18 protein-coding genes are annotated in these 18,465 nt (G+C 66.4%); 6 read left to right on the top strand and 12 right to left on the bottom strand.

The window, feature by feature from the left end; all coding sequences use genetic code 11:
- Nucleotides 1–18: 18 nt before the first annotated feature.
- Nucleotides 19–1,053, bottom strand: a complete 1,035-nt coding sequence (locus EN786_RS17740) for an aspartate-semialdehyde dehydrogenase (RefSeq protein ID WP_127283946.1) — start codon at nucleotides 1,051–1,053, stop codon at nucleotides 19–21.
- A 646-nt stretch (nucleotides 1,054–1,699) separates the two neighbouring features.
- On the opposite strand from EN786_RS17740, the gene EN786_RS17745 reads away from it, so the two are divergent.
- Both EN786_RS17745 and EN786_RS17755 read left to right on the top strand, forming a co-directional pair.
- Nucleotides 1,700–3,568, top strand: a complete 1,869-nt coding sequence (locus tag EN786_RS17745; RefSeq protein ID WP_135908696.1) for a DEAD/DEAH box helicase — start codon at nucleotides 1,700–1,702, stop codon at nucleotides 3,566–3,568.
- Between the two features lie 377 nt (nucleotides 3,569–3,945).
- Nucleotides 3,946–4,656 (top strand): DUF805 domain-containing protein, encoded by a 711-nt coding sequence (locus EN786_RS17755; protein WP_127308912.1) that lies wholly within the window; start codon nucleotides 3,946–3,948, stop codon nucleotides 4,654–4,656.
- Here EN786_RS17755 and EN786_RS17760 read toward each other — a convergent pair.
- The 6 genes from EN786_RS17760 to leuD all read right to left on the bottom strand — a co-directional run bounded on the left by EN786_RS17760 (nucleotide 4,646) and on the right by leuD (nucleotide 9,499).
- Nucleotides 4,646–5,131: a GNAT family N-acetyltransferase gene (locus EN786_RS17760; RefSeq protein WP_127308911.1), complete on the bottom strand. Its 486-nt coding sequence runs from the start codon at nucleotides 5,129–5,131 to the stop codon at nucleotides 4,646–4,648. The two genes, EN786_RS17755 and EN786_RS17760, sit on opposite strands and share 11 nt — an antisense overlap.
- 4 nt (nucleotides 5,132–5,135) lie before the next feature.
- Nucleotides 5,136–6,239, bottom strand: coding sequence for a 3-isopropylmalate dehydrogenase (gene leuB / locus EN786_RS17765; RefSeq protein ID WP_127308910.1), 1,104 nt, complete (start codon nucleotides 6,237–6,239; stop codon nucleotides 5,136–5,138).
- 540 nt (nucleotides 6,240–6,779) lie between these two features.
- The gene (locus EN786_RS17770) at nucleotides 6,780–7,130 is read right to left on the bottom strand and encodes a VOC family protein (RefSeq protein WP_127308928.1); all 351 of its coding nucleotides are present in this window, start codon (nucleotides 7,128–7,130) and stop codon (nucleotides 6,780–6,782) included.
- Nucleotides 7,131–7,186: 56 nt separating this feature from the next.
- Nucleotides 7,187–7,570 carry a RidA family protein gene (locus EN786_RS17775; RefSeq protein ID WP_127308909.1) on the bottom strand — a complete coding sequence of 128 codons (384 nt, stop codon included), beginning with the start codon at nucleotides 7,568–7,570 and terminating at the stop codon, nucleotides 7,187–7,189.
- Nucleotides 7,571–7,884: 314 nt separating this feature from the next.
- Entirely contained in the window at nucleotides 7,885–8,820 is a 936-nt protein-coding gene (locus EN786_RS17785; protein WP_127308908.1) for a hypothetical protein, read from the bottom strand.
- Between the two features lie 73 nt (nucleotides 8,821–8,893).
- Entirely contained in the window at nucleotides 8,894–9,499 is a 606-nt protein-coding gene (gene leuD / locus EN786_RS17790) for a 3-isopropylmalate dehydratase small subunit (protein WP_127285506.1), read from the bottom strand.
- Between the two features lie 146 nt (nucleotides 9,500–9,645).
- On the opposite strand from leuD, the gene EN786_RS17795 reads away from it, so the two are divergent.
- Complete coding sequence (locus tag EN786_RS17795; protein WP_127285505.1) at nucleotides 9,646–10,071, top strand: GNAT family N-acetyltransferase; 426 nt, start codon at nucleotides 9,646–9,648, stop codon at nucleotides 10,069–10,071.
- A 245-nt stretch (nucleotides 10,072–10,316) separates the two neighbouring features.
- On the opposite strand, the gene EN786_RS17800 is transcribed toward EN786_RS17795, so the two are convergent.
- Genes EN786_RS17800 through EN786_RS17815 form a run of 4 tightly spaced genes read right to left on the bottom strand, consistent with a single transcriptional unit; the run spans nucleotide 10,317 to nucleotide 15,343 of the window.
- On the bottom strand, nucleotides 10,317–11,483 hold the full coding sequence (locus tag EN786_RS17800) for an FAD-binding oxidoreductase (RefSeq protein WP_127308907.1): 1,167 nt from the start codon (nucleotides 11,481–11,483) through the stop codon (nucleotides 10,317–10,319).
- Between the two features lie 30 nt (nucleotides 11,484–11,513).
- Nucleotides 11,514–13,106 (bottom strand): ATP-binding protein, encoded by a 1,593-nt coding sequence (locus EN786_RS17805; RefSeq protein WP_127308906.1) that lies wholly within the window; start codon nucleotides 13,104–13,106, stop codon nucleotides 11,514–11,516.
- Nucleotides 13,094–13,786, bottom strand: coding sequence for a response regulator transcription factor (locus tag EN786_RS17810; RefSeq protein ID WP_127308905.1), 693 nt, complete (start codon nucleotides 13,784–13,786; stop codon nucleotides 13,094–13,096). Before EN786_RS17810 ends, EN786_RS17805 begins: the two co-directional genes overlap by 13 nt.
- A gap of 3 nt (nucleotides 13,787–13,789) precedes the next feature.
- Nucleotides 13,790–15,343, bottom strand: a complete 1,554-nt coding sequence (locus EN786_RS17815) for a DUF4173 domain-containing protein (RefSeq protein ID WP_127308904.1) — start codon at nucleotides 15,341–15,343, stop codon at nucleotides 13,790–13,792.
- A gap of 534 nt (nucleotides 15,344–15,877) precedes the next feature.
- On the opposite strand from EN786_RS17815, the gene EN786_RS17825 reads away from it, so the two are divergent.
- Together EN786_RS17825 and EN786_RS17830 are read left to right on the top strand one after the other, a co-directional pair.
- A complete protein-coding gene (locus EN786_RS17825; RefSeq protein WP_127286463.1) occupies nucleotides 15,878–16,753 on the top strand; it encodes a CoA ester lyase in 876 nt (291 codons plus the stop codon).
- 37 nt (nucleotides 16,754–16,790) lie between these two features.
- Nucleotides 16,791–16,997, top strand: a complete 207-nt coding sequence (locus EN786_RS17830) for a DUF1737 domain-containing protein (protein WP_127286464.1) — start codon at nucleotides 16,791–16,793, stop codon at nucleotides 16,995–16,997.
- 264 nt (nucleotides 16,998–17,261) lie between these two features.
- On the opposite strand, the gene EN786_RS17840 is transcribed toward EN786_RS17830, so the two are convergent.
- Nucleotides 17,262–17,693, bottom strand: coding sequence for a metallopeptidase family protein (locus EN786_RS17840; RefSeq protein ID WP_127286465.1), 432 nt, complete (start codon nucleotides 17,691–17,693; stop codon nucleotides 17,262–17,264).
- A 135-nt stretch (nucleotides 17,694–17,828) separates the two neighbouring features.
- Here EN786_RS17840 and EN786_RS17845 point away from each other — a divergent pair, with 135 nt between their 5' ends.
- Nucleotides 17,829–18,461, top strand: a complete 633-nt coding sequence (locus EN786_RS17845; protein ID WP_127286466.1) for a LysE family translocator — start codon at nucleotides 17,829–17,831, stop codon at nucleotides 18,459–18,461.
- Nucleotides 18,462–18,465 lie beyond the last annotated feature (4 nt).

Genomic DNA, 18,465 nt, shown 5'->3' on the forward strand with positions numbered 1-18,465 from the left:
GCGAAAACAAACCAGCCGTCAGGCCGCCTTCTTCTTCGGCTGGATCAGGCCGCGCTCGACCAAAAGCTCGGCGATCTGCACCGCGTTGAGCGCCGCGCCCTTGCGCAGATTGTCGGAGACGATCCACATCGACAGGCCGTTGTCGATGGTCGAATCCTCGCGGATGCGCGAGATGAAGGTGGCGTCCTCGCCGGCCGATTCCAGCGGCGTGATGTAGCCACCGTTCTCGCGCTTGTCCAAGACCTGGCAGCCGGGCGCCTCGCGCAGGATCTCGCGCGCCTCGTCCGCCGTGATCGGCTTCTCGAACTCGATGTTGACCGCTTCCGAATGGCCGATGAACACCGGCACGCGCACGCAGGTCGCCGTCAGCTTGATCTTGGGGTCGAGCATCTTCTTGGTCTCGGCCACCATCTTCCACTCTTCCTTGGTGAAGCCGTCGTCGAGGAAGACGTCGATATGCGGAATGACGTTGAAGGCGATGCGCTTGGTGAACTTCTTGACGTCGACCTGATCGGCGACGAAGACCGCCCGGGTCTGCGTGAACAGCTCGTCCATGCCTTCCTTGCCGGCGCCGGACACCGACTGGTAGGTGGCCACGACGATGCGCTTGATGGTCGCCGCGTCATGTAGCGGCTTCATCGCCACCACCAGCTGCGCCGTCGAGCAGTTCGGATTGGCGATGATGTTCTTGCGCGAGAACTGCTCGACCGCGTCCGGGTTCACTTCCGGCACGATCAGCGGCACCTCCGGGTCGTAGCGGAAGGCAGACGAATTATCGATGACGACGCAGCCCTGCTTGCCGATCTTCGGCGACCATTCCTTGGAGACGTTGCCGCCGGCCGACATGATGCAGAGGTCGGTGTCGGAAAAGTCGTAGGTGTCGAGCGCCTTGACCTTCAGCGTGCGGTCGCCGAAGGACACTTCGGTGCCCTGGCTGCGCCGCGAGGCCAGCGCCACGACTTCGCTTACCGGAAAGCCGCGCTCGTCCAGAATGTTGAGCATTTCGCGGCCCACATTGCCCGTGGCGCCGACTACCGCAACCTTGAAACTCATAAAGATCTCCTGTCCCTCTCCGCTTGGTTGTTGGAGAAAACCCGCCGGCCTCATGCGGGTTCTGTCCCCCGGGCCGAACCCGGGAGAGGGTGGTTAGGCCAAGGGAATCACACCGTTTTGGTGGTGGTTTTGGCCGTAGTTTTGCTGGAACGGGCAGGCGCGCCGAGGCGCCCGGCCCGATGCTGAGCATCGTGGCTGGGGGCATCGAAGGCAAGAAGAGCCATCAGAAGGCCGCGCATCGAAGACAATCCCGTTCGAAGCGGGCTTTTACGCGGTTTGGTAAAAGAGTCAATTGGCGGCAGCGCTCTCCCTTCTCCCCGTCACTTTCCGGGGAGAAGGTGCCCGAAGGGCGGATGAGGGGCGGCGCTGACTTCGAGCTGGCTCGTCCGGAAGTAAGGGGCCCGGCGCCTCGCCCCTTTCCCTACTCAGCGTTGGCGCTGCCCCTCGCCTGCCTGCCGGCATCGTCTCCCCGTATAGTGACGGGGGGAGGGGCGCTCTCGCCAGCGGTTTCGCCAATCGCCGCGCTGCGCACTGCCCTGTACAATGGCGGCCGCAGGAAGTAGGAACGCCCAAATACCGTTTGCCCGGCGCATGCCGGCCTTGTGCTCCACGACGGGCACAAAACCCCGAATTCCGAAAGAGAAAAATGTCCAGTTTCGAAACGATCGTGCCTGCGCTTGCAGAGGCGCTGGAAAAACGCGGCTATACCGCGCTGACGCCGGTGCAGCAGGCGGTGCTGGCGACCGAGCTCGGCGCGGCCGACGCGCTGGTCTCGGCCCAGACCGGTTCCGGCAAGACGGTCGCCTTCGGCCTTGCCTTGGCGCCGACCCTGCTTGGCGGCGCGGAGCGCTTCACCGATGCCGGCGCGCCGCTCGGCCTGGTGGTGGCACCGACGCGCGAGCTGGCGCTGCAGGTGCGGCGCGAGCTCGAATGGCTCTATGAGCTGACCGGGGCGCAGATAGCCTCCTGCGTCGGCGGCATGGACATGCGCAGCGAGCGGCGGGCGCTAGAGCGCGGCGCCGACATCGTCGTCGGTACGCCGGGCCGACTGCGCGACCACATCACCCGCGGCGCGCTCGACATGTCGGCGCTCAGGGCGGTGGTGCTGGACGAGGCCGACGAGATGCTCGATCTCGGTTTTCGCGAGGACCTCGAATTCATCCTCGACGCAGCGCCCGCCGAGCGCCGCACGCTGATGTTTTCCGCCACCGTTCCGCGCTCGATCGCGACGCTGGCGAAGAGCTACCAGCGCGATGCCGTGCGCATTTCCGCCGGCGGCGAGGCAAAGCAGCATCTCGACATCGAATACCGGGCGCTCTCCGTGGCACCCGCCGACCGCGAGAACGCCATCATCAACGTGCTGCGCTATTACGAGGCGACCAACGCCATGGTGTTCTGCAACACCCGCGCCGCCGTCAACCACCTCACCGCGCGCTTCAACAACCGCAATTTCGCCGTCGTGGCGCTGTCCGGCGAGCTCAGCCAGAACGAGCGCAGCCACGCGCTGCAGGCGATGCGCGACGGCCGCGCAAAAGTCTGCATCGCCACCGACGTGGCGGCGCGAGGCATCGATCTGCCCAATCTCGACCTGGTCATCCATGCCGACCTGCCGACCAACCCTGAAACGCTGCTGCACCGCAGCGGCCGCACCGGACGGGCCGGGCGGAAAGGCGTCAGCGCGCTGATCGTGCCGAACAACGCCCGCAGGCGCACCGAGCGCCTGCTCAACAATGCCGGCCTGACCGCGACCTGGGCGAGCCCGCCCTCGGCCGACGAGGTGTTGCGCCGCGACGACGAGCGCATCCTCGCCGACCCGGCCTTCGGCGAGCCGGTGAGCGACGACGAACGCGGTTTCGTCGAAACCCTGCTCGAGCGCCACGGCGCCGAACGCGTCGCCGCCGCCTTCGTGCGGCTCTGCCGCGGCAGCCGCTCGGCGCCGGAAGACCTGCTCGACGTTGCGCCCTTCACGCCATCGGGCGACAGGCCGGCGCGGCGCGACGAGCAGCCCAGCCGCCGCGACGATTTCGGCGACAGCGTCTGGTTCTCGCTGTCGGTCGGCCGCCGGCAGAATGCCGAGCCGCGCTGGCTGATCCCGATGCTGTGCCGCACCGGCAATATCTCGAAGCGCGAAATCGGCGCCATCAAGATGCAGCCGGAAGAGACCTTCGTGCAGATCGCCGCTGACTGGGCCGACCGTTTCCTCGCCGCTATTGGCCCCGACCGCAAATTGCAGAACAACATCGCGGTGAAGCGGCTCGACGGCACGCCCGACCTGTCGCGGGCCGGCTACCAGCCACCGAGGCCCGACAAGAAGCCGCATCGCGGCAAGCGGCCCTTCGAGGCGAACGCGCCCCAAGGTGCTCACAAGCCGAAATTCGAAAAACGCGCGCAGCCCGAACGCACCGGCGCGACGGAGACCAAGCCCTGGGCGAAAAAGCCCGGCAAGCCGAAATTCGACAAGCCAAGGTCCGACGCGCCGGCAAAGCACAAGAAGCCGAAGAAGTGGCCGGGCTGAGCGTCTCCGGATTCAGTGGTCCGTGGGCCCATCCAGCGATTCGTTGATGCAATCGCACCAATTGCCGAAGTCGGCGCCGCCCCTCATCGCCCTGCCGGGCACTTCTCCCCGTATAGTGACGGGGAGAAGAAGGTTGGCCGCGATCTTGGCGCCCATCCTGCGATGGCGATTGGCGAAATCGGCGATGGCAGCGCCCCTCTCCCCGTCACAATACGGGGAGAGGATGCCGGCAGGCAGGTGAGGGGCGGCGCCCACCTCGGATAGGCAAAGGAACGGGGGGCAGACCTGAAACGATTGCTCACCATGTCCGGCATGCCTCTTGCGATCCGCGTCGACTTTGAACAGTCTGGGCAAGGCGCAACTTTGGGGGCAAGGCCATGCGCGGCGAAATTCTGCACTATGACGAGGACCAGGGTTTTGGTTTCCTCACCGGAGCCGACGGGAACCGCTACAGCTTCGCGCGCGAGGACATGCGCCGCGAGACCTCGCTGACCAAGGGCGCTGTGGTCGAGTTCCAGCCGGATCGCGGCCAGGCGCGCAACGTCTACTCGGTCCGTCCACAGGCCTCGGCCTCCCCAGGCGCCACCGCCCCAACCGCCGCGCCGCCGCAGCAAGCCGCCCTCAGGCCGGCGGCCGCACAGCATTTCGGCCGCGCGGCCGACGCAGGCCCAGCTCAGTCCACCGGTCTGTGGGACTATTTCTGGCGGGGGGTGACGCGAAACTATTTCAACTTCGCCGACCGCGCCCGCCGCAAGGAATTCTGGGCCTTCTGCCTGTTCTGGACCATCAGCGTCATCGCGGTCGTCGCCATCGGCCTCGCCGCCGACGCGGCGATCGGCGATCTCGAGCCCGGCCAGGAAATGCCGGCGATGACGGTCGGCCTTTGCGGCCTGTTCATCCTTGCGTCGATCCCGCCCTGGATCGGCCTGATCGTGCGCCGCCTGCACGACATCGGCCTCACCGGCTGGCTCGCCATCCTCTGCTTCATCCCGACGATTGGCGGCCTCGCGACGCTGGTCTTCGCGCTGATCCCGACGCAAACCCGCGAGAACCAGTGGGGCCCGGTGCCGCAGGGCGTCAGGATTTAGCGGCCGTCTTCAGCGCCTCGCCCGACAACCGGAGAAAAATCTTCTGGCCGTGGCGCTCGGCACCGAGCTGCGTGTAGAAGCGCCGCGCGCCGTCGTTCCAGTCCTCGGTGGTCAGGTCGATGCGGCCGATGCCGTGGCTCAGGCAATGACCGGCGAGAAACGCGATCAGCGCGCGGCCGGCGCCCTGGTTGCGGGCGCCTTCGCGCACGAAAAGATCCTTCAGGAACATCAGCCGTTCGAGATCGATGCCGGGATGCGCGATCGCCACCGAAGCCAGGCCGGCAACCTCGCAGCCGGCGAAAGCGAGCGCGAAATGCGGGTAGGCCGGGCTTTCATCGGTGAGCCACTGCCGCGCCGCAGCCAGCGCCCGGTCGTGATCGAGCTGCGTCTGCCGGTAATGCGCCGCCATCTCGCAAAGGATGGTGGCGAGCGCCGCCGCGTCTTCAGTCGTCGCCCAGCGGACGTCGACCGCCATGGGATCAGCCCAGGAACTTGGCGATGATGGCGTCGCCCATTTGCACCGTGCCGACCTCGGTCATGCCTTCGGACATGACGTCCTTGGTGCGCAGGCCGTCGTCGAGCACGGCGGCAATCGCCGCTTCGAGCTTGTCGGCTTCGGCCACCATGCCGAAGGAATAGCGCAGGCACATGGCGAAGGATGCGATCATGGCGATCGGGTTGGCGATGCCCTTGCCGGCGATGTCGGGCGCCGAGCCGTGCACCGGCTCGTAGAGCGCCTTGCGCTTCTTAGTCTTGACGTCAGGCGCGCCGAGCGAGGCCGACGGCAGCATGCCGATCGAGCCGGTGAGCATGGCGGCGATGTCGGAAAGCATGTCGCCGAACAGATTGTCGGTGACGATGACGTCGAACTGCTTCGGCCAGCGCACCAGCTGCATGCCGCCGGCGTCGGCCAGCATATGGTCGAGCTTGACGTCTGAAAATCTTGCCTGATGCGTCTGGCTGACCACCTCGTTCCACAGCACGCCGGATTTCATGACGTTGCGCTTTTCCATCGAGGTGACGTGGTTCTTGCGCGTGCGGGCCAGCTCGAAGGCGACGCCGGAGATGCGCTCGATCTCGAACGTGTCGTAGACCTGCGTGTCGATGCCGCGCTTCTGGCCGTTGCCGAGATCGATGATCTGCTTCGGCTCGCCGAAATAGACGCCGCCGGTGAGCTCGCGCACGATCAGGATGTCGAGGCCCTCGACCACCTCCTGCTTCAGCGAGGAGGACGCGGCGAGCGCAGGGTAGCAGATCGCTGGACGCAGATTGGCGAACAGCTCCATGTCCTTGCGCAGGCGCAAGAGCCCGGCCTCGGGGCGCACTTCGTAAGGCACCTTGTCCCACTTCGGCCCGCCGACGGCTCCGAACAGCACGGCATCCGCTGCCATCGCCTTTTCCATGTCGGCATCCGAGATCGCCGCGCCATGCGCGTCGTAGGCGCAGCCGCCGACCAGCCCCTCGTCGGTGGCAAAACCGCTGCCGAGTTTTTCGTTCATGGCCGCGATCAGCTTCTTCACCTCGGCCATGGCCTCGGGGCCGATGCCGTCGCCGGCGAGCAGGAGGAGATTTTTCGAAGCCATGGAGAACCGTCCCGATAGTGTTTGGAGAAACCGCGGCCTTGCTAAACGCCAAGTGGTCCGTACGCAAGGGGATGCAGAAGGCCGCGACGCCCCTTGCACCTGCCGGCCCTGCAGGAACTGGGTTCCTCGCCCCCGCCAGAGGCGGGGGAGAGGTGGCCGAGAAGCGGACGGAGAGGGGGTCTTCGTAGGGTGCTGCCCCCGCTCCGCCTCGGCTTCGCCGAGCCACCTCTCCCCACGTCTAGGGAATGCACACGTCGCTGCTTCGCAGCGCCACCTTTCCCCCCTCCGGAGGGAAAGGAAGGGAGCATTGCTGGACGAGCGTTGACGGCAAAAGGCCTGGCGTCTTTCCTCTACCCCGTCGATCGGGGGGAGAGGTGGCTCGGCGAAGCCGAGACGGAGTGGGGGTCGACCAGCGCTACATTAGACAATCCATGCGCCAAGCTGCCATGCACGCTATCGCAAAAACCAGCCGCTTGGAAATGCGTGCATGCCATAGCCCACTGTGTGGGGCGAGAAACCCAAGCTGGAATAGCGGCGCGCCTACCGGTGCGAAAGGACATTCACCAGCCGACCGAACGGGTCGCGCACAAAGAAGCGCCGCACGCCCCAGGGCTCGTCGGCCGGGCCGTATTCGATGGCGAAGCCGGCCTTGCGCATGGCCGCAAGCGCCTCGTCGACGTCGTCGACCTCGATCGAAAGATCAGGCACCGGCGTGCCGGAGCCGCCCTCGGTCATGAAGCTGATCTGCACCGTCATCGTCTCGGCCGAGCCGCTGGTGACGATCCAGCCCTGATCCATCAAAACATCGAGCCCGAGCACGTCCTGATAGAAATGCTGCGCAGCGGCGGTGTCCTGCGTGGCGATGTTGGCGACGACGCGCTTGACCTTCACCATCGGCTGATCCTCGCTTTGTGCAAGCCGGCGCCCCGGGTCTTGCGCGACCTGCATCAGGCCGTGCGCTTGAGCGCGGTCACTTCGATCTCGATCTTCATCTCCGGCTTGTTGAGCTGGCAGACGATCATCGTCGCCGCCGGCCGGATATCACCGAACGCCTCGCCGAGGATCGGGAACACCACGTCAACATAGGCCTGGTCGGTGATGTAGTAATGCGCCCGCACCACATCGGCCATCTCGAAGCCTCCGTCGGCCAGGGCTTTGGCAATGGTGGCGAGGCAATTGCGCGTCTGCGCCTCGACCGTGTCGGGCATGGTCATGGTGGCATAGTCATAGCCGGTGGTTCCCGAGACGAAGCACCAGTCGCCCTGCACCACGGCGCGCGAATAGCCGGCGGTTTTCTCGAAGGGCGAGCCGGTGGAGATGAGTGTGCGCATGCAAACCTCGCAGTTGTTGCGGTTATCCTGAGGGGAAAGGTGGCGTCTGGCCATAGGCCAAGGGATGCACGTTGGCGGTGCAAAGACATTTGATGCTGGCGGGCCAGCGCCCCCCTCTGGCCTGCCGGCCATCTCCCCCGCTTGGGGGGAGATCAGATGTCACGCCGGTTTTCGCCAATCACCAGCGTTGCAAAACAAGCGGGGCGCCGAAACAGCCAATCTCCCCCCTCGTGGGGGAGATGTCCGGCAGGACAGAGGGGGGCGCGAAGGATCGCGGCGAAGCAGAAGGCGCTCACGCGCCGTCTGGCAAGAACCTAATTCCCCGACCCCTGCGCGTCGTCATATGCTTTCTTGATATCCGCCGGCCAATCCTTCAGCGGCGGCCGAGCATCGGGCTCGCCATTGTCGCCGCGGCGGGCGAAATAGACCATGTGCTTGACCGGGTCGACCGCCATGAAGCCGTCATTGCCGCCGCAATCGTGCGGCACGCAGCCGGTGGCGTAGAAGGCGCCGGATGCGGTCTTTTCGGTGCCGCCGCCGACCAGCAGGCTGGTCGCCATGTCGGGCATGGTGTCGCCGAGCACCGCCTGCGCCGCCTTGTAGACGGCCTCGTTGTGGAAGGCGTCGATGATGTTGTCATATTTCGACGGGTCGACATCCTTCCAGTCGGTGCCGGATTCCGGCGTGTAGGTGAGGTTGCCGGAGGTGGTCAGCCCTTCGGTCGGCGACCATTGCAGCGCCGCTCTCGTCTCTCCCGGTAGCAGGAAGGGCACATAGTAGATGGCGCTGTCGGAGACCGCGGCCGGCGGCGCGCCGCATTCGTCCTGTTCGACGGTGGTGGTCTGGATCTCGCCGCCTTCCGGCTTCCAGGCGATGACGCTCGCCGGCCCGCATTGATTGCCGCCATCGCCGACATCGAACAGTGCGATCTTGACGCCGCCGACCTCGACAATCTTGTCGAAGAAGACGTCGTAATTGTCAGCGAGCTGCTTGCCGTCATAGGCCAGCACCTTCTCGCCATACTCCTCCTGCTGGGTGATGGTGAACTGGCCGCCCTCGAACGGGATCGGCGCCTGCTTGTCGTCGTCGGCCGGCGCCGCATCGGTGGTGCTCGACGCGCCCTGGTCGGCGGCGCCGCCGGACGCATCGTCGGCCGGCACCAGCACCGGGTCGGTCTGGGCATGCGCGCCCGCCATCGGCAGCAGGATCAGCGCCAGCGCGCAGGCGCCGGCCAGAAGCGAGCGTGTCATGACTGTCCCTCCGTTCAGCCGCAGCACGAACCCGGCCTGTCGTGGCCGGGCTTAAGCATTCAGATATTGACGATCAGGCCCAGGGGCGCTGCGCGGCGTTCTTCTGTTCGAACGAGGCGATGGCGCCGGCCTTCTCCATGGTCAGGCCGATGTCGTCCAGCCCATTGAGCAGGCAGTGACGCTTGAAGTCGTCGAGGTCGAACGTGACCACGCCGCCATCCGGCCCGCGGATTTCCTTGGCCTCGAGATCGACCGACAGCGTGGCGTTGGAGCCGCGCGAGGCGTCGTCCATCAGCTTGTCCAGGTCTTCCGGGCTGACGGTGATCGGCAGGATGCCGTTCTTGAAGCAGTTGTTGTAGAAGATGTCGGCGAACGAGGTCGAAATGACGCAGCGAATGCCGAAATCGAGCAGCGCCCACGGCGCGTGCTCGCGGCTCGAGCCGCAGCCGAAATTGTCGCCGGCGACCAGGATCTGCGCCTTGCGATAGGCCGGCTTGTTGAGCACGAAGTCGGGGTTTTCCGAGCCGTCCTCCTTGTAGCGCATCTCGGCGAACAGGCCGGTGCCGAGCCCGGTGCGCTTGATCGTCTTCAGATAATCCTTGGGGATGATCATGTCGGTGTCGATGTTGACGATCGGCATCGGCGCGGCGACGCCGGTCAGCTTGGTGAATTTGTCCATTGGCTTTTGCCCGTTTTTCGTTGCGGGGGATTTGCTGGCGCACGGTTTACACAAAGCCGGCGGCAAATGAAAGGCAACTGTTCGTGCGCGGATCGGCGGTCAGAAAAGACTTCGAAATCCTGGCCCCTTGGTGCAGTCTGGCGCCCATGACCGAACCATCCCGCGTCCTCTATGCCAGCGAGCCGGCGGTCGGCGTCGCCGAGTTCCGCCGCGTGCTGGTGGAATCCGGCCTCGGCGAGACGCGCCCCGTCGACGACGAGGCCCGGCTGACGACCATGCTCGGCAACGCCAACCTGGTGCTGTCGGCGCGCCTCGACACAGAGGGCAAGCCGCTGATCGGCGTCGCGCGCGGCGTCACCGACTTTGCCTGGGTCTGCTACATTTCCGAGCTTGCCGTTTCCCGATCCGCGCAAGGGCTCGGCGTCGGCAAGGGTCTGATGGACGAGGCGCGCCGCCAGCTCGGTCCCGCAGTCGCCATCAGCCTGATCTCGATGCCCGACGCCGTCGGCTTCTACGAGCGCATCGGCATGGCGCGCATGCCGGACGCCTTCTGGTTCTCCCGCAAGGGCTGATCCGGCTGGCGACCCTGAAGTCCTGCTTGAGACCGGCAAGCGTCGCGATCCTTCGCGCCCCGTCTGCCCTACCGGGCATCTCCCCCACATGGGGGGAGATCAGATGTCGCGCCGGCTTTCGCCAATCACCAACGTTGCAGGAATGGCACGTTCGGCGAAGCTGCTAATCTCCCCCCTCGTGGGGGAGATGTCCGGCAGGACAGAGGGGGGCGCTGTCCCGCCAGCGTCGAAGAGAAACTTCAACACTAAATCACATTCAACTCCCGGAACGCCCGCCCTTCGGCCACCCGGCTGTACCCGAACGCAGAGCAATCCACCGTTCGGTAGCCGCCATGCACGATCAGCTCGGAGAGCGCCTTGCCGACGGCCGGCGCCTGCTGCAAGCCGTGGCCGGAAAAACCGTTGGCGAAGAGGAAGTTCTCGACCTCCGGATGCGGCCCGATCACCGCGTTCTGGTCGAGCGTGTTGTAGTCGTAATGACCGACCCAGGCGCGCATCGGCTTGATCGCCTCGAAGGCGGGGATGCGGGTCGCCAGCGTCGGCCAGATCACCTCCTCGAACAGCGGCCAGTTGACGTCGAAATCCGCGGGATCGGGAGCATGATCGCCTTCCTCTGGTTCGGCGCCGCCGGTGAGGTAGACCGAGCCTTCCGGCCGCACATAGATGCCGCTGGGATCGACCAGCAGCGGCATGTCGGCATATTTCTCGCGCGCCTCGAAGACGAAGACGTTGCGCTTGCGCGGCTCGACCGGCAGCACGAGCCCGGCAAAAGCCGCGACCTTTCCGGCATTCGGGCCGGCAGCGTTGACGACGATGCCCGCTTCCAGCGTCTCGCCATTGTCGAAGCTCACGCCGGTGACGCGGTCGCCCTGCCGCGCGATGCCGGTGACATCGGCGGTGATGAAATCGATCTTCTTGTCGCGCAGCGCCTTGCGGAACAGCATCAGCATCGCATGCGCGTCGAACCAGCCCTCGCCGCTGCGGCCATAGGCGCCGGCGGAAATGCCCTCGGCCGACAGCCAGGGGAAGCGGCGCGTCAGCTGCTCGGCGTCCTCCAGCAGAATGTCGGCGCCCTCGGCGATCTGCGCCGCATGATTGGCCTTGAGGATCGGCAGCCCGGCCTCGCCGGCGAGGATGAGATAGCCGCCCTCGCGGAAGCCGATATCGGCATCGGCGCCGAAAGTCTCCTTCAGCCGCCGGAACAGTTTCAGCGTGAACTGCGACAGGCGGATGTTTTCCGGGATCGAGAATTGCTGGCGGATCGAGGCCATGGAGAGCGTCGTCGCCGCATGGGAAAATTGCGGATCGCGCTCGACCAGCGCGATCGAGCCGGAAAAACCCTCCTCGCGCAGATAGTAGGCGACCGAGGATCCGACGATGGCCCCGCCGATGATGACGATGTCGTAGCGCACTTTTGTCTCCGATCCGCCCAGTGGCATCCTTCACGCCGCAGGCAGGCTGATCTCGAAGCGCGTGCCGCGCTCGCTGTCAACCAGCCTGATCGTGCCATCATGCGCTTTCAGGAGGGCCAGCACGATGCCCAGGCCCATGCCGGTGCCGCCGGTCTCGCGCCGCGTGGTGAAGAACGGCTCGAACACCTTGCCGCGGTTGCTCGGCGAAATGCCGGCGCCGTCATCGCTGACCACGATGGTTGCCCGTTCCGCCGCGCTCGCGGCGGAAATCGAGACCAGGCTGGCGCCATGCCGCGCCGAATTGTCGATCAGATTGGCCAGCACGATCGCCGCGTTCTCGGCCGAGATGCGCAAGCCGGTCCCGCCGCCGGCCTCGACGCGGACCGTCAGCCGGGTGTCCGCGGGCAGCAGCGCCAGCGCCGCATCGAGCGACGTGCTTTCGCCGCTGGGCGCGAGGTTTTCGACGCGCGCCAGCTCGAGCAGGCGGCGGACCAGCAGATTGAGCCGCCCGGCATCGGTGACGATATTGTTGGAAAACCGCTTCCGCTCGGCCTCGTCCATCGCCTCGCCGGAATCGCGCAGCAGTTCCGCCGCGCCCTGGATCGCCGTCAGCGGCGATTTGAGCTCATGCGAGACATGGGTGGCGAAAGTCTGGATGCTGTCGGACCGCGCCTGCAGTTTTTGCGCCATGTCGAGGAAGGCGGCGGACAGCTCGGCCATCTCGCGCGTGCCGTGATGGTCGAGCGGTTTCATCGCTTCGCGGTCGCCGGCGGCGATGCGCTTGGTGCGCTCGATCAGCCCGTAGATCGGCCGGCTGACCGTGCGCAGGAAGACCAGCCCGATCAGCAGCGTGCCGCCGACAATCGCGATCGCCGCGAGCGTCACCTTGCCGCGCTCGCCATAGAGATGCTTGACGATGTTGTTCGGCGTCCGCGACAGGTAGACCACGCCGGCGATCCGGCCTTCGACCGCGACCGGCATGGCGACGAAGACCCGCACCCTGGTGCCGCGGCTGACCGAATAGAGCGGCGGCGCCGGCTGGTTGGGGATCCTCAGCCGGAGCGCGCTGGCGTAGCGGCCGGCAAGTGCTGCGCGCACCTCCGCGACATCGGCCAGCGACTGCCCGATCTCCTCGCGCCCGGCGATGACCACGCCTCTTGGATCGAGCAGCCGGAAGCCGGCCAGCGTCGTCTTCTGCGTTTCCGCGAGGATGCCGGAAAGCCCCGCGCCGATTGCCGCGAAGGCCGGATCGGCGATTGCCGCGACCGGGGCGGGCCGCGTCGGCAGCACAGTGTCGGAGGCAAGGTCGAGGCGCGGCTCGAGCGGCTGGTACGGCTCGTTCGTGCTGGCGCTCCGCTCGGCGTCGATTGCCACCGGCGCGCCAAGCTTGTCCGGCGCGATCCCCGCCGCGCGCACATCCTCGGCATAGATGGCGGCCAGCACCGCACCTTGCGCGATCAGTTCCGCCTCGGTCTGGCGGATCAGCTGGTTCTCATAGAGGCGGAAGAAGAACAGGCCGACCAGCGGCAGCGCCATCACCACGATCAGGATGGCGACCACCACCGTGGCCAGGCGCGGCCGCCATTTCTTGCCTGTCCAGTCCCGGGAATTCAGCCGCCGCATCGGCCGAGCCGGAAGCCGACGCCGTGTACCGTCTCGATCGCGTCCGTGCAGCCGGCCGCCGCCAGCTTGGCGCGGATGTTGCGGATATGGCTATCGACGGTGCGCTCCGAGACATGGATGTTGGCGGCATAGGCATTGGCCATCACCGCCTCGCGGGCAAGCACATGCGCGGGGCGCGCGAGGAACCCTTTCAGGATCGAGAATTCGATCGAGGTGAGCGCCAGCGGCTGGCCGTCGAAGCTGGCGCCGTGGCTGGACGGCGTCAGCACCAGCCGGCCATGCGCGAACTGCCGCTCGTCGGTCTCGGCCGCAACCGGGCGGGCCCGCCGCAGGATGACGTTGACGCGGGCGACCAGCTCGCGCGGGCTGAACGGCTTTGTCACATAGTCGTCGCCGCCCATTTCCAGCCCGAGGATGCGGTCGATCTCTTCATCCCGCGCCGACAGAAACAGCACCGGCACATCGGAGGTCTGCCTCAGCCGCCGGCACACTTCCAGCCCATCCATCTCCGGCATGCCGATGTCGAGCACGACGAGGTCGGGCGCGCGGCGCTCGACCGCCTGCAGGGCGGCCGCGCCGTCGGCGACGCCTTGCGTCCTCATGCCGGCCTTTTCCAGCGCGAAGCAGATGATCTCGCGGATATGCGGATCGTCATCGGCGACGAGGATTTGATGCGGCATCGATCAGCGGCCCGGCACGGAAGGTTGCGAAGGCTGAGGAACCACGAGCGGGCCTCTTTTGTCGAGAGTGCGGATGAGCCGCCAGTCGCGAAAGCTCCAGGCGCGCCAGTTTTTCTGTTCGGCGCGGTAAGCGGCCTCGTCCCCGGCGTGCGCGATGGCGAGGTCGCGCCGGCAGGGCTCATCGGTAGCGGGCGCGTTCGCCTGGTGCGCGAGGAACCGGTCGAGCGCTGGCAACGCGCCCGGGCCGAGCGAGCGCAGATACTGCGTGTCCAGCGGAACGCCTTGCCCGGTCATCTCGTAGGAATGGTCGACATTGTAGTTGGCGATCGTTGCTGCGAAGTTGACGTAGCAGCACGCATAAAGCGTCGCCGATAACGTCAGAAGATTGGCGGAGAGCAGCCATTCGCTGGATTTTCCGAGCGCGATGCGGGCGATGATCAGCGCCAGCCCCGCCGCCACCAGCCCCATCCAGACGAAGGCGGCAATGCGCAGATAGGTCAGCGCATAGATGCCGATATAGAGGTCGAGCCTCAGCATCGAGGAGATGACCAGCATGATGTTCTGCGCCACCCAGGCGTAGACCAGCCGGCGGATCAGCGGATCCCCGGAGGTTTCGCTGCCCGGCCTCAGCGCCGCCAGCACGAAGCCGGCGGCAAGCAGCGCGGTGACGATCAGCGGATAGGCGCCGCGATGCGCGTAAGCCGCGTAGGTCAGCCCGTCCGGCAGCGCCACTCCGCCCCACAGATAGGTGGCGTCGAGCCCGGTCTGCATCGCGAACAGGAGGTTGAACACGACCAGCGCGCGCAGGATCGCCGCCTTGCCGAAGAGAACGTCCTCGATTGCCGTCCTTGCCGGCGCCGCCGGTTCGACGCGAACAGGCCGCGCCGGCCGAGGCAGACGGCGGAGGAAGCGCGGCAGGCGCGGCCTCAGGAAGGCCCAGACGCCGGCGAGCACGGCGAGCCAGAAGATCAGCCGCGGCAGCTGGATCAGGTTGAGGAGTGCAAAAAGGTCGATCAGCGAGAACCAGTATTCGATGACCGGATTGGCGGCGCCGAACAAGGCGAGGAAGACGAGGCCGAGGCCGAGCGGCATCGCCCATACGGCGATCGCCGCCAGCCGGATGCGCCGCCGGCCATGGCGCCGCGCCGCCTTGCGCCAGCGCAGGAAGTCGCCCACGAAGCGGAACGGCGCGGCGATGACGAAGGCCAAGAGCTGCCTGGCGATGCGGGCAACGCTGGAGCGCAGCCGCCCGGCGAGCGAAAGCGCGAACACCGCCATTGCCGCCAGCGCGACCGAGACCGAGAGCGGACTGACATTCTCGACCAGCGGCAGCAGCGCGCAGAGCAGGGCGGCCGGCCTGATCCAGAGCCAGCGGTCGTTGGAGGCGAGGGACAGGGGATTGAGGGCCGCAACCGCGGCGGCGAGCGCGATGCCGAACAGGAACCACGTGATGCCGGCCGGCTGGCCATAGAAGAAAAAGTCCGCCAGCGCGACCAGCAGGACGGCGACGCCGAAGCGCCGGCAGTAGCTCGGCGCCGGCGCGAGGAGATGTGTCATGAGCGGGTTTTCCTCGCTTTGGCCGGGGCGTGGCGCGGCGGCGATCTAGGGACGAATGGCAACAGCGTCGCGGTCGGCCGCGACTTCGGGGCGAGCCACCAGCCATCGCTGCGCAGCCGGTAGGGCAGGGACCAACGGGGATTTTCGCGTGCTTGCATGCGGCCTGTCTCGCAAGCAGGCGAGGAGAGAGCGGGGCGGGCCGCCTGAGATTTTCAGCAATGATTTGCAGATTTCGTGCAGGGCAAATCGCTTCAAATTGCGCTGGCCCCGCGCCCGTCCCAAACGTTGGCGCCGCCCCTCATCGCCCTGCCGGGCACTTCTCCCCGTATAACGACGGGGAGAGGGGCGCTGTCATCGCCGAGTTCGCCAATCGCCAGCGTTGCAGAAAAAACGCCAGGGCCGCGGCCAGCCCCTTCTCGCCGTCACTATACGGGGAGAAGTGCCCGGCAGGGCGATGAGGGGCGGCGCCGACTTCCGACGATTGGCTGCGCCGCACGGCTTGCCTCCATTGTCCACAGGCGGCATAGATCGCGGATGCAAACCTACCGCCCGCGCCGTTCGGTGCTCTACATCCCGGCCTCCAATGACAGGGCGCTGGCCAAGATCGCGACGCTTGCCTGCGATGCCGTGATCATCGACCTGGAAGACGCCGTGCCGCCCGCCGACAAGGTCGCGGTGCGCGAAAAGCTGGCGGGCATCCTGACCGAACGTCCGAACCGGCGCTGCGAGATGATCGTGCGCGTCAACGCGCTGGGAACCGAATGGGGCATCGACGACGTGCTGGCGGCGGCGAAAGGCGAGGCCGACGGCATCCTTTTGTCCAAAGTCGTCACGCCGCGCGAGGTGCTGGAGGCCGGCGACCTGCTCGACGACAATTTCGCGCCGGACACGGTGAAACTATGGGCGATGGTGGAGACGCCGAAGGCCCTGCTCAACATCGGCGCGCTTGCCGAACTCGGCCGCGACCCGGCCTCGCGGTTTACTTGTTTCGTTGCCGGAACGAACGATCTGGTCAAGGAGACCGGCGTCCTGGCAACGCCGGACCGGCGTTATCTCATGCCCTGGCTGATGCAGTTGGTGCTGGCCGCGCGTGCCGGCGGTCTCGATGTGCTGGACGGCGTCTTCAATGATTTTCGCGATGCCGATGGCTTTGCCCGCGAATGCGTGGAAGCCGCCGCCATGGGCTTCGACGGCAAGTCGCTGATCCATCCGGCGCAGATCGAGGCGGCGAACCGCGCCTTCGCGCCGGCGCCCGAGGCTCTTGCGCAGGCGCGCGCGGTGAAGGCGGCCTTCGCGCTTCCCGAAAATGCCGGCAAGGGCGTCATCGCGCTCGATGGCAGAATGGTCGAGCGGCTGCATCTCGCCCAGGCCGAGAAACTGCTGGCGAAGGCCGCCGCCATCGGCGCATGATGGTCCTAAACGAAATCACCCACCACAGAGACGAACCATGAAACTCTACCGCTTCCTGTCCGCTCCCGACGATTCCAGCTTCTGCCACAAGGTGACGGCGGCGCTGAACAAGGGCTGGCACCTGTTCGGCTCGCCGACCTACGCCTACGACAAGAAGACCAAGTCGATGCGCTGCGGTCAGGCCGTGGTGAAGGATGTCGAGGGCCACGACTACACGCCCGACACCAAGCTGAGCGATTGGTAGACGCGGGATTCCAGCCGGCACCCTTCCTCTCCCTCCGGAGGGGGGAGAGGTGGCGCTGCGAAGCAGCGACGGAGTGGGGGAAGCCGGTCCTCAAAATGCGGCGGCGCCGCCAATTCACCACAGCGCCTCAGTCAAGGCGCGACACCGCCCAGGCTTGAATAGCAACGCCCGGCAGGTCGACCCCCACTCCGTCGAGCTTCGCTCGACACCTCTCCCCGATTGACGGGGGAGAGGAAAGGCGCGATGCGGTTTCGCGAAAAGGCCCTAGGCCGTCTGCTCCGCCGCTTCCTCGATCCGCTCCATGTCGTCGTCCGACAGGCCGAAATGGTGGCCGATCTCGTGGATCAGCACGTGGGTGACGATGTCGCCCAGCGTCTCCTCGTTCTCGGCCCAGTAGTCGAGGATGGCGCGGCGGTAGAGCGTGATGCGGTTCGGGCCCTCGCCGGTCTGCGGGTTCCAGCGCTCGGCGATGCCGCGCCCCTCGAACAGGCCGAGCAGGTCGAACGGCGTTTCCAGCGACAGATCGTCCATGATCTCGTCGGTCGGGAAGTCGGCGATCTGGATGACGATCTCGCCGGTCAGCTTGCGGAAATCCTCCGGCAGATGGGCGTAAGTCTCCAGCGCCAGGAACTCCATTTCCTCCATCGACGGCGAAAGCTGGTCGTGCCAGGTGCGGGTCTTGTAGATGCGGGCCATTCTTTGTCCTTTGATCCCGGCATATAGGCTTTCGCGCCGGTCGAGGCAAATGATGCGGCAATTCCGTTGCATATCCTTTGCCGCTGCCGGGGAATCGGCTATCCGTCGGTTCCGGCCATGTATCAGGAGCTCCTCATGCCGGACCTTTCCACCCTTGGACTTTTCGCCATTGCCTGCCTCGCTTTGACCGCGACGCCGGGGCCGGACATGCTGTTGATCGCTTCCCGCAGCGCCAGCCAGGGGCGCGCGGCTGGCCTGGCGACCTATGTCGGCATCGCCGCCGGCACCTATTGCCATGCGCTGGCCGCTGCCTTCGGCCTGTCGCAACTGTTCCTTGCCGCGCCCATCGCTTACGACATCGTGCGTTACGCCGGCGCTGCCTATCTGGCCTATCTCGCCTGGAAAGCGTTCCGCTCCGACGGGGCAGCGCTTGCGCCGGTCGCCGGCCTTGCGCGCCACTCGCAAGCGCGCATCGTCCGGCAGGGGCTGTTGACCAATCTCCTCAACCCGAAGATGGCGCTGTTCGTGCTGGCGCTGTTCCCGCAGTTCGTGCAGCCGCAGGCCGGGTCCGTGGCGGGGCAGATACTGGTGCTCGCAACAGTGCTCAACCTGATCGGGCTGGTCGTCAACGGCCTGGTCATCCTGACCGCCAGCCGGATCGGCGCGGCATTGTCGAGACGGACGCGGTTTCAGCGGGCGCCGCAGCTGTTGCTGGGAACCGTCTTTGCCGGGCTTGCGGCCCGGCTGGCCTTCGGTGGCCAGCGCTAAAGCA

Origin of the sequence: Mesorhizobium sp. M4B.F.Ca.ET.143.01.1.1, from assembly GCF_004792275.1 — a bacterium.
Lineage (GTDB): Bacteria > Pseudomonadota > Alphaproteobacteria > Rhizobiales > Rhizobiaceae > Mesorhizobium > Mesorhizobium abyssinicae.

Bases quoted from the DNA above. Each gene is read 5' to 3' on its own strand.
- EN786_RS17740 (WP_127283946.1), bottom strand. From the start codon at position 1,053: ATGAGTTTCAAGGTTGCGGTAGTCGGCGCCACGGGCAATGTGGGCCGC.
- EN786_RS17745 (WP_135908696.1), top strand. From the start codon at position 1,700: ATGTCCAGTTTCGAAACGATCGTGCCTGCGCTTGCAGAGGCGCTGGAA.
- EN786_RS17755 (WP_127308912.1), top strand. From the start codon at position 3,946: ATGCGCGGCGAAATTCTGCACTATGACGAGGACCAGGGTTTTGGTTTC.
- EN786_RS17760 (WP_127308911.1), bottom strand. From the start codon at position 5,131: ATGGCGGTCGACGTCCGCTGGGCGACGACTGAAGACGCGGCGGCGCTC.
- leuB (WP_127308910.1), bottom strand. From the start codon at position 6,239: ATGGCTTCGAAAAATCTCCTCCTGCTCGCCGGCGACGGCATCGGCCCC.
- EN786_RS17775 (WP_127308909.1), bottom strand. From the start codon at position 7,570: ATGCGCACACTCATCTCCACCGGCTCGCCCTTCGAGAAAACCGCCGGC.
- EN786_RS17785 (WP_127308908.1), bottom strand. From the start codon at position 8,820: ATGACACGCTCGCTTCTGGCCGGCGCCTGCGCGCTGGCGCTGATCCTG.
- leuD (WP_127285506.1), bottom strand. From the start codon at position 9,499: ATGGACAAATTCACCAAGCTGACCGGCGTCGCCGCGCCGATGCCGATC.
- EN786_RS17795 (WP_127285505.1), top strand. From the start codon at position 9,646: ATGACCGAACCATCCCGCGTCCTCTATGCCAGCGAGCCGGCGGTCGGC.
- EN786_RS17805 (WP_127308906.1), bottom strand. From the start codon at position 13,106: ATGCGGCGGCTGAATTCCCGGGACTGGACAGGCAAGAAATGGCGGCCG.
- EN786_RS17810 (WP_127308905.1), bottom strand. From the start codon at position 13,786: ATGCCGCATCAAATCCTCGTCGCCGATGACGATCCGCATATCCGCGAG.
- EN786_RS17815 (WP_127308904.1), bottom strand. From the start codon at position 15,343: ATGACACATCTCCTCGCGCCGGCGCCGAGCTACTGCCGGCGCTTCGGC.
- EN786_RS17825 (WP_127286463.1), top strand. From the start codon at position 15,878: ATGCAAACCTACCGCCCGCGCCGTTCGGTGCTCTACATCCCGGCCTCC.
- EN786_RS17830 (WP_127286464.1), top strand. From the start codon at position 16,791: ATGAAACTCTACCGCTTCCTGTCCGCTCCCGACGATTCCAGCTTCTGC.
- EN786_RS17840 (WP_127286465.1), bottom strand. From the start codon at position 17,693: ATGGCCCGCATCTACAAGACCCGCACCTGGCACGACCAGCTTTCGCCG.
- EN786_RS17845 (WP_127286466.1), top strand. From the start codon at position 17,829: ATGCCGGACCTTTCCACCCTTGGACTTTTCGCCATTGCCTGCCTCGCT.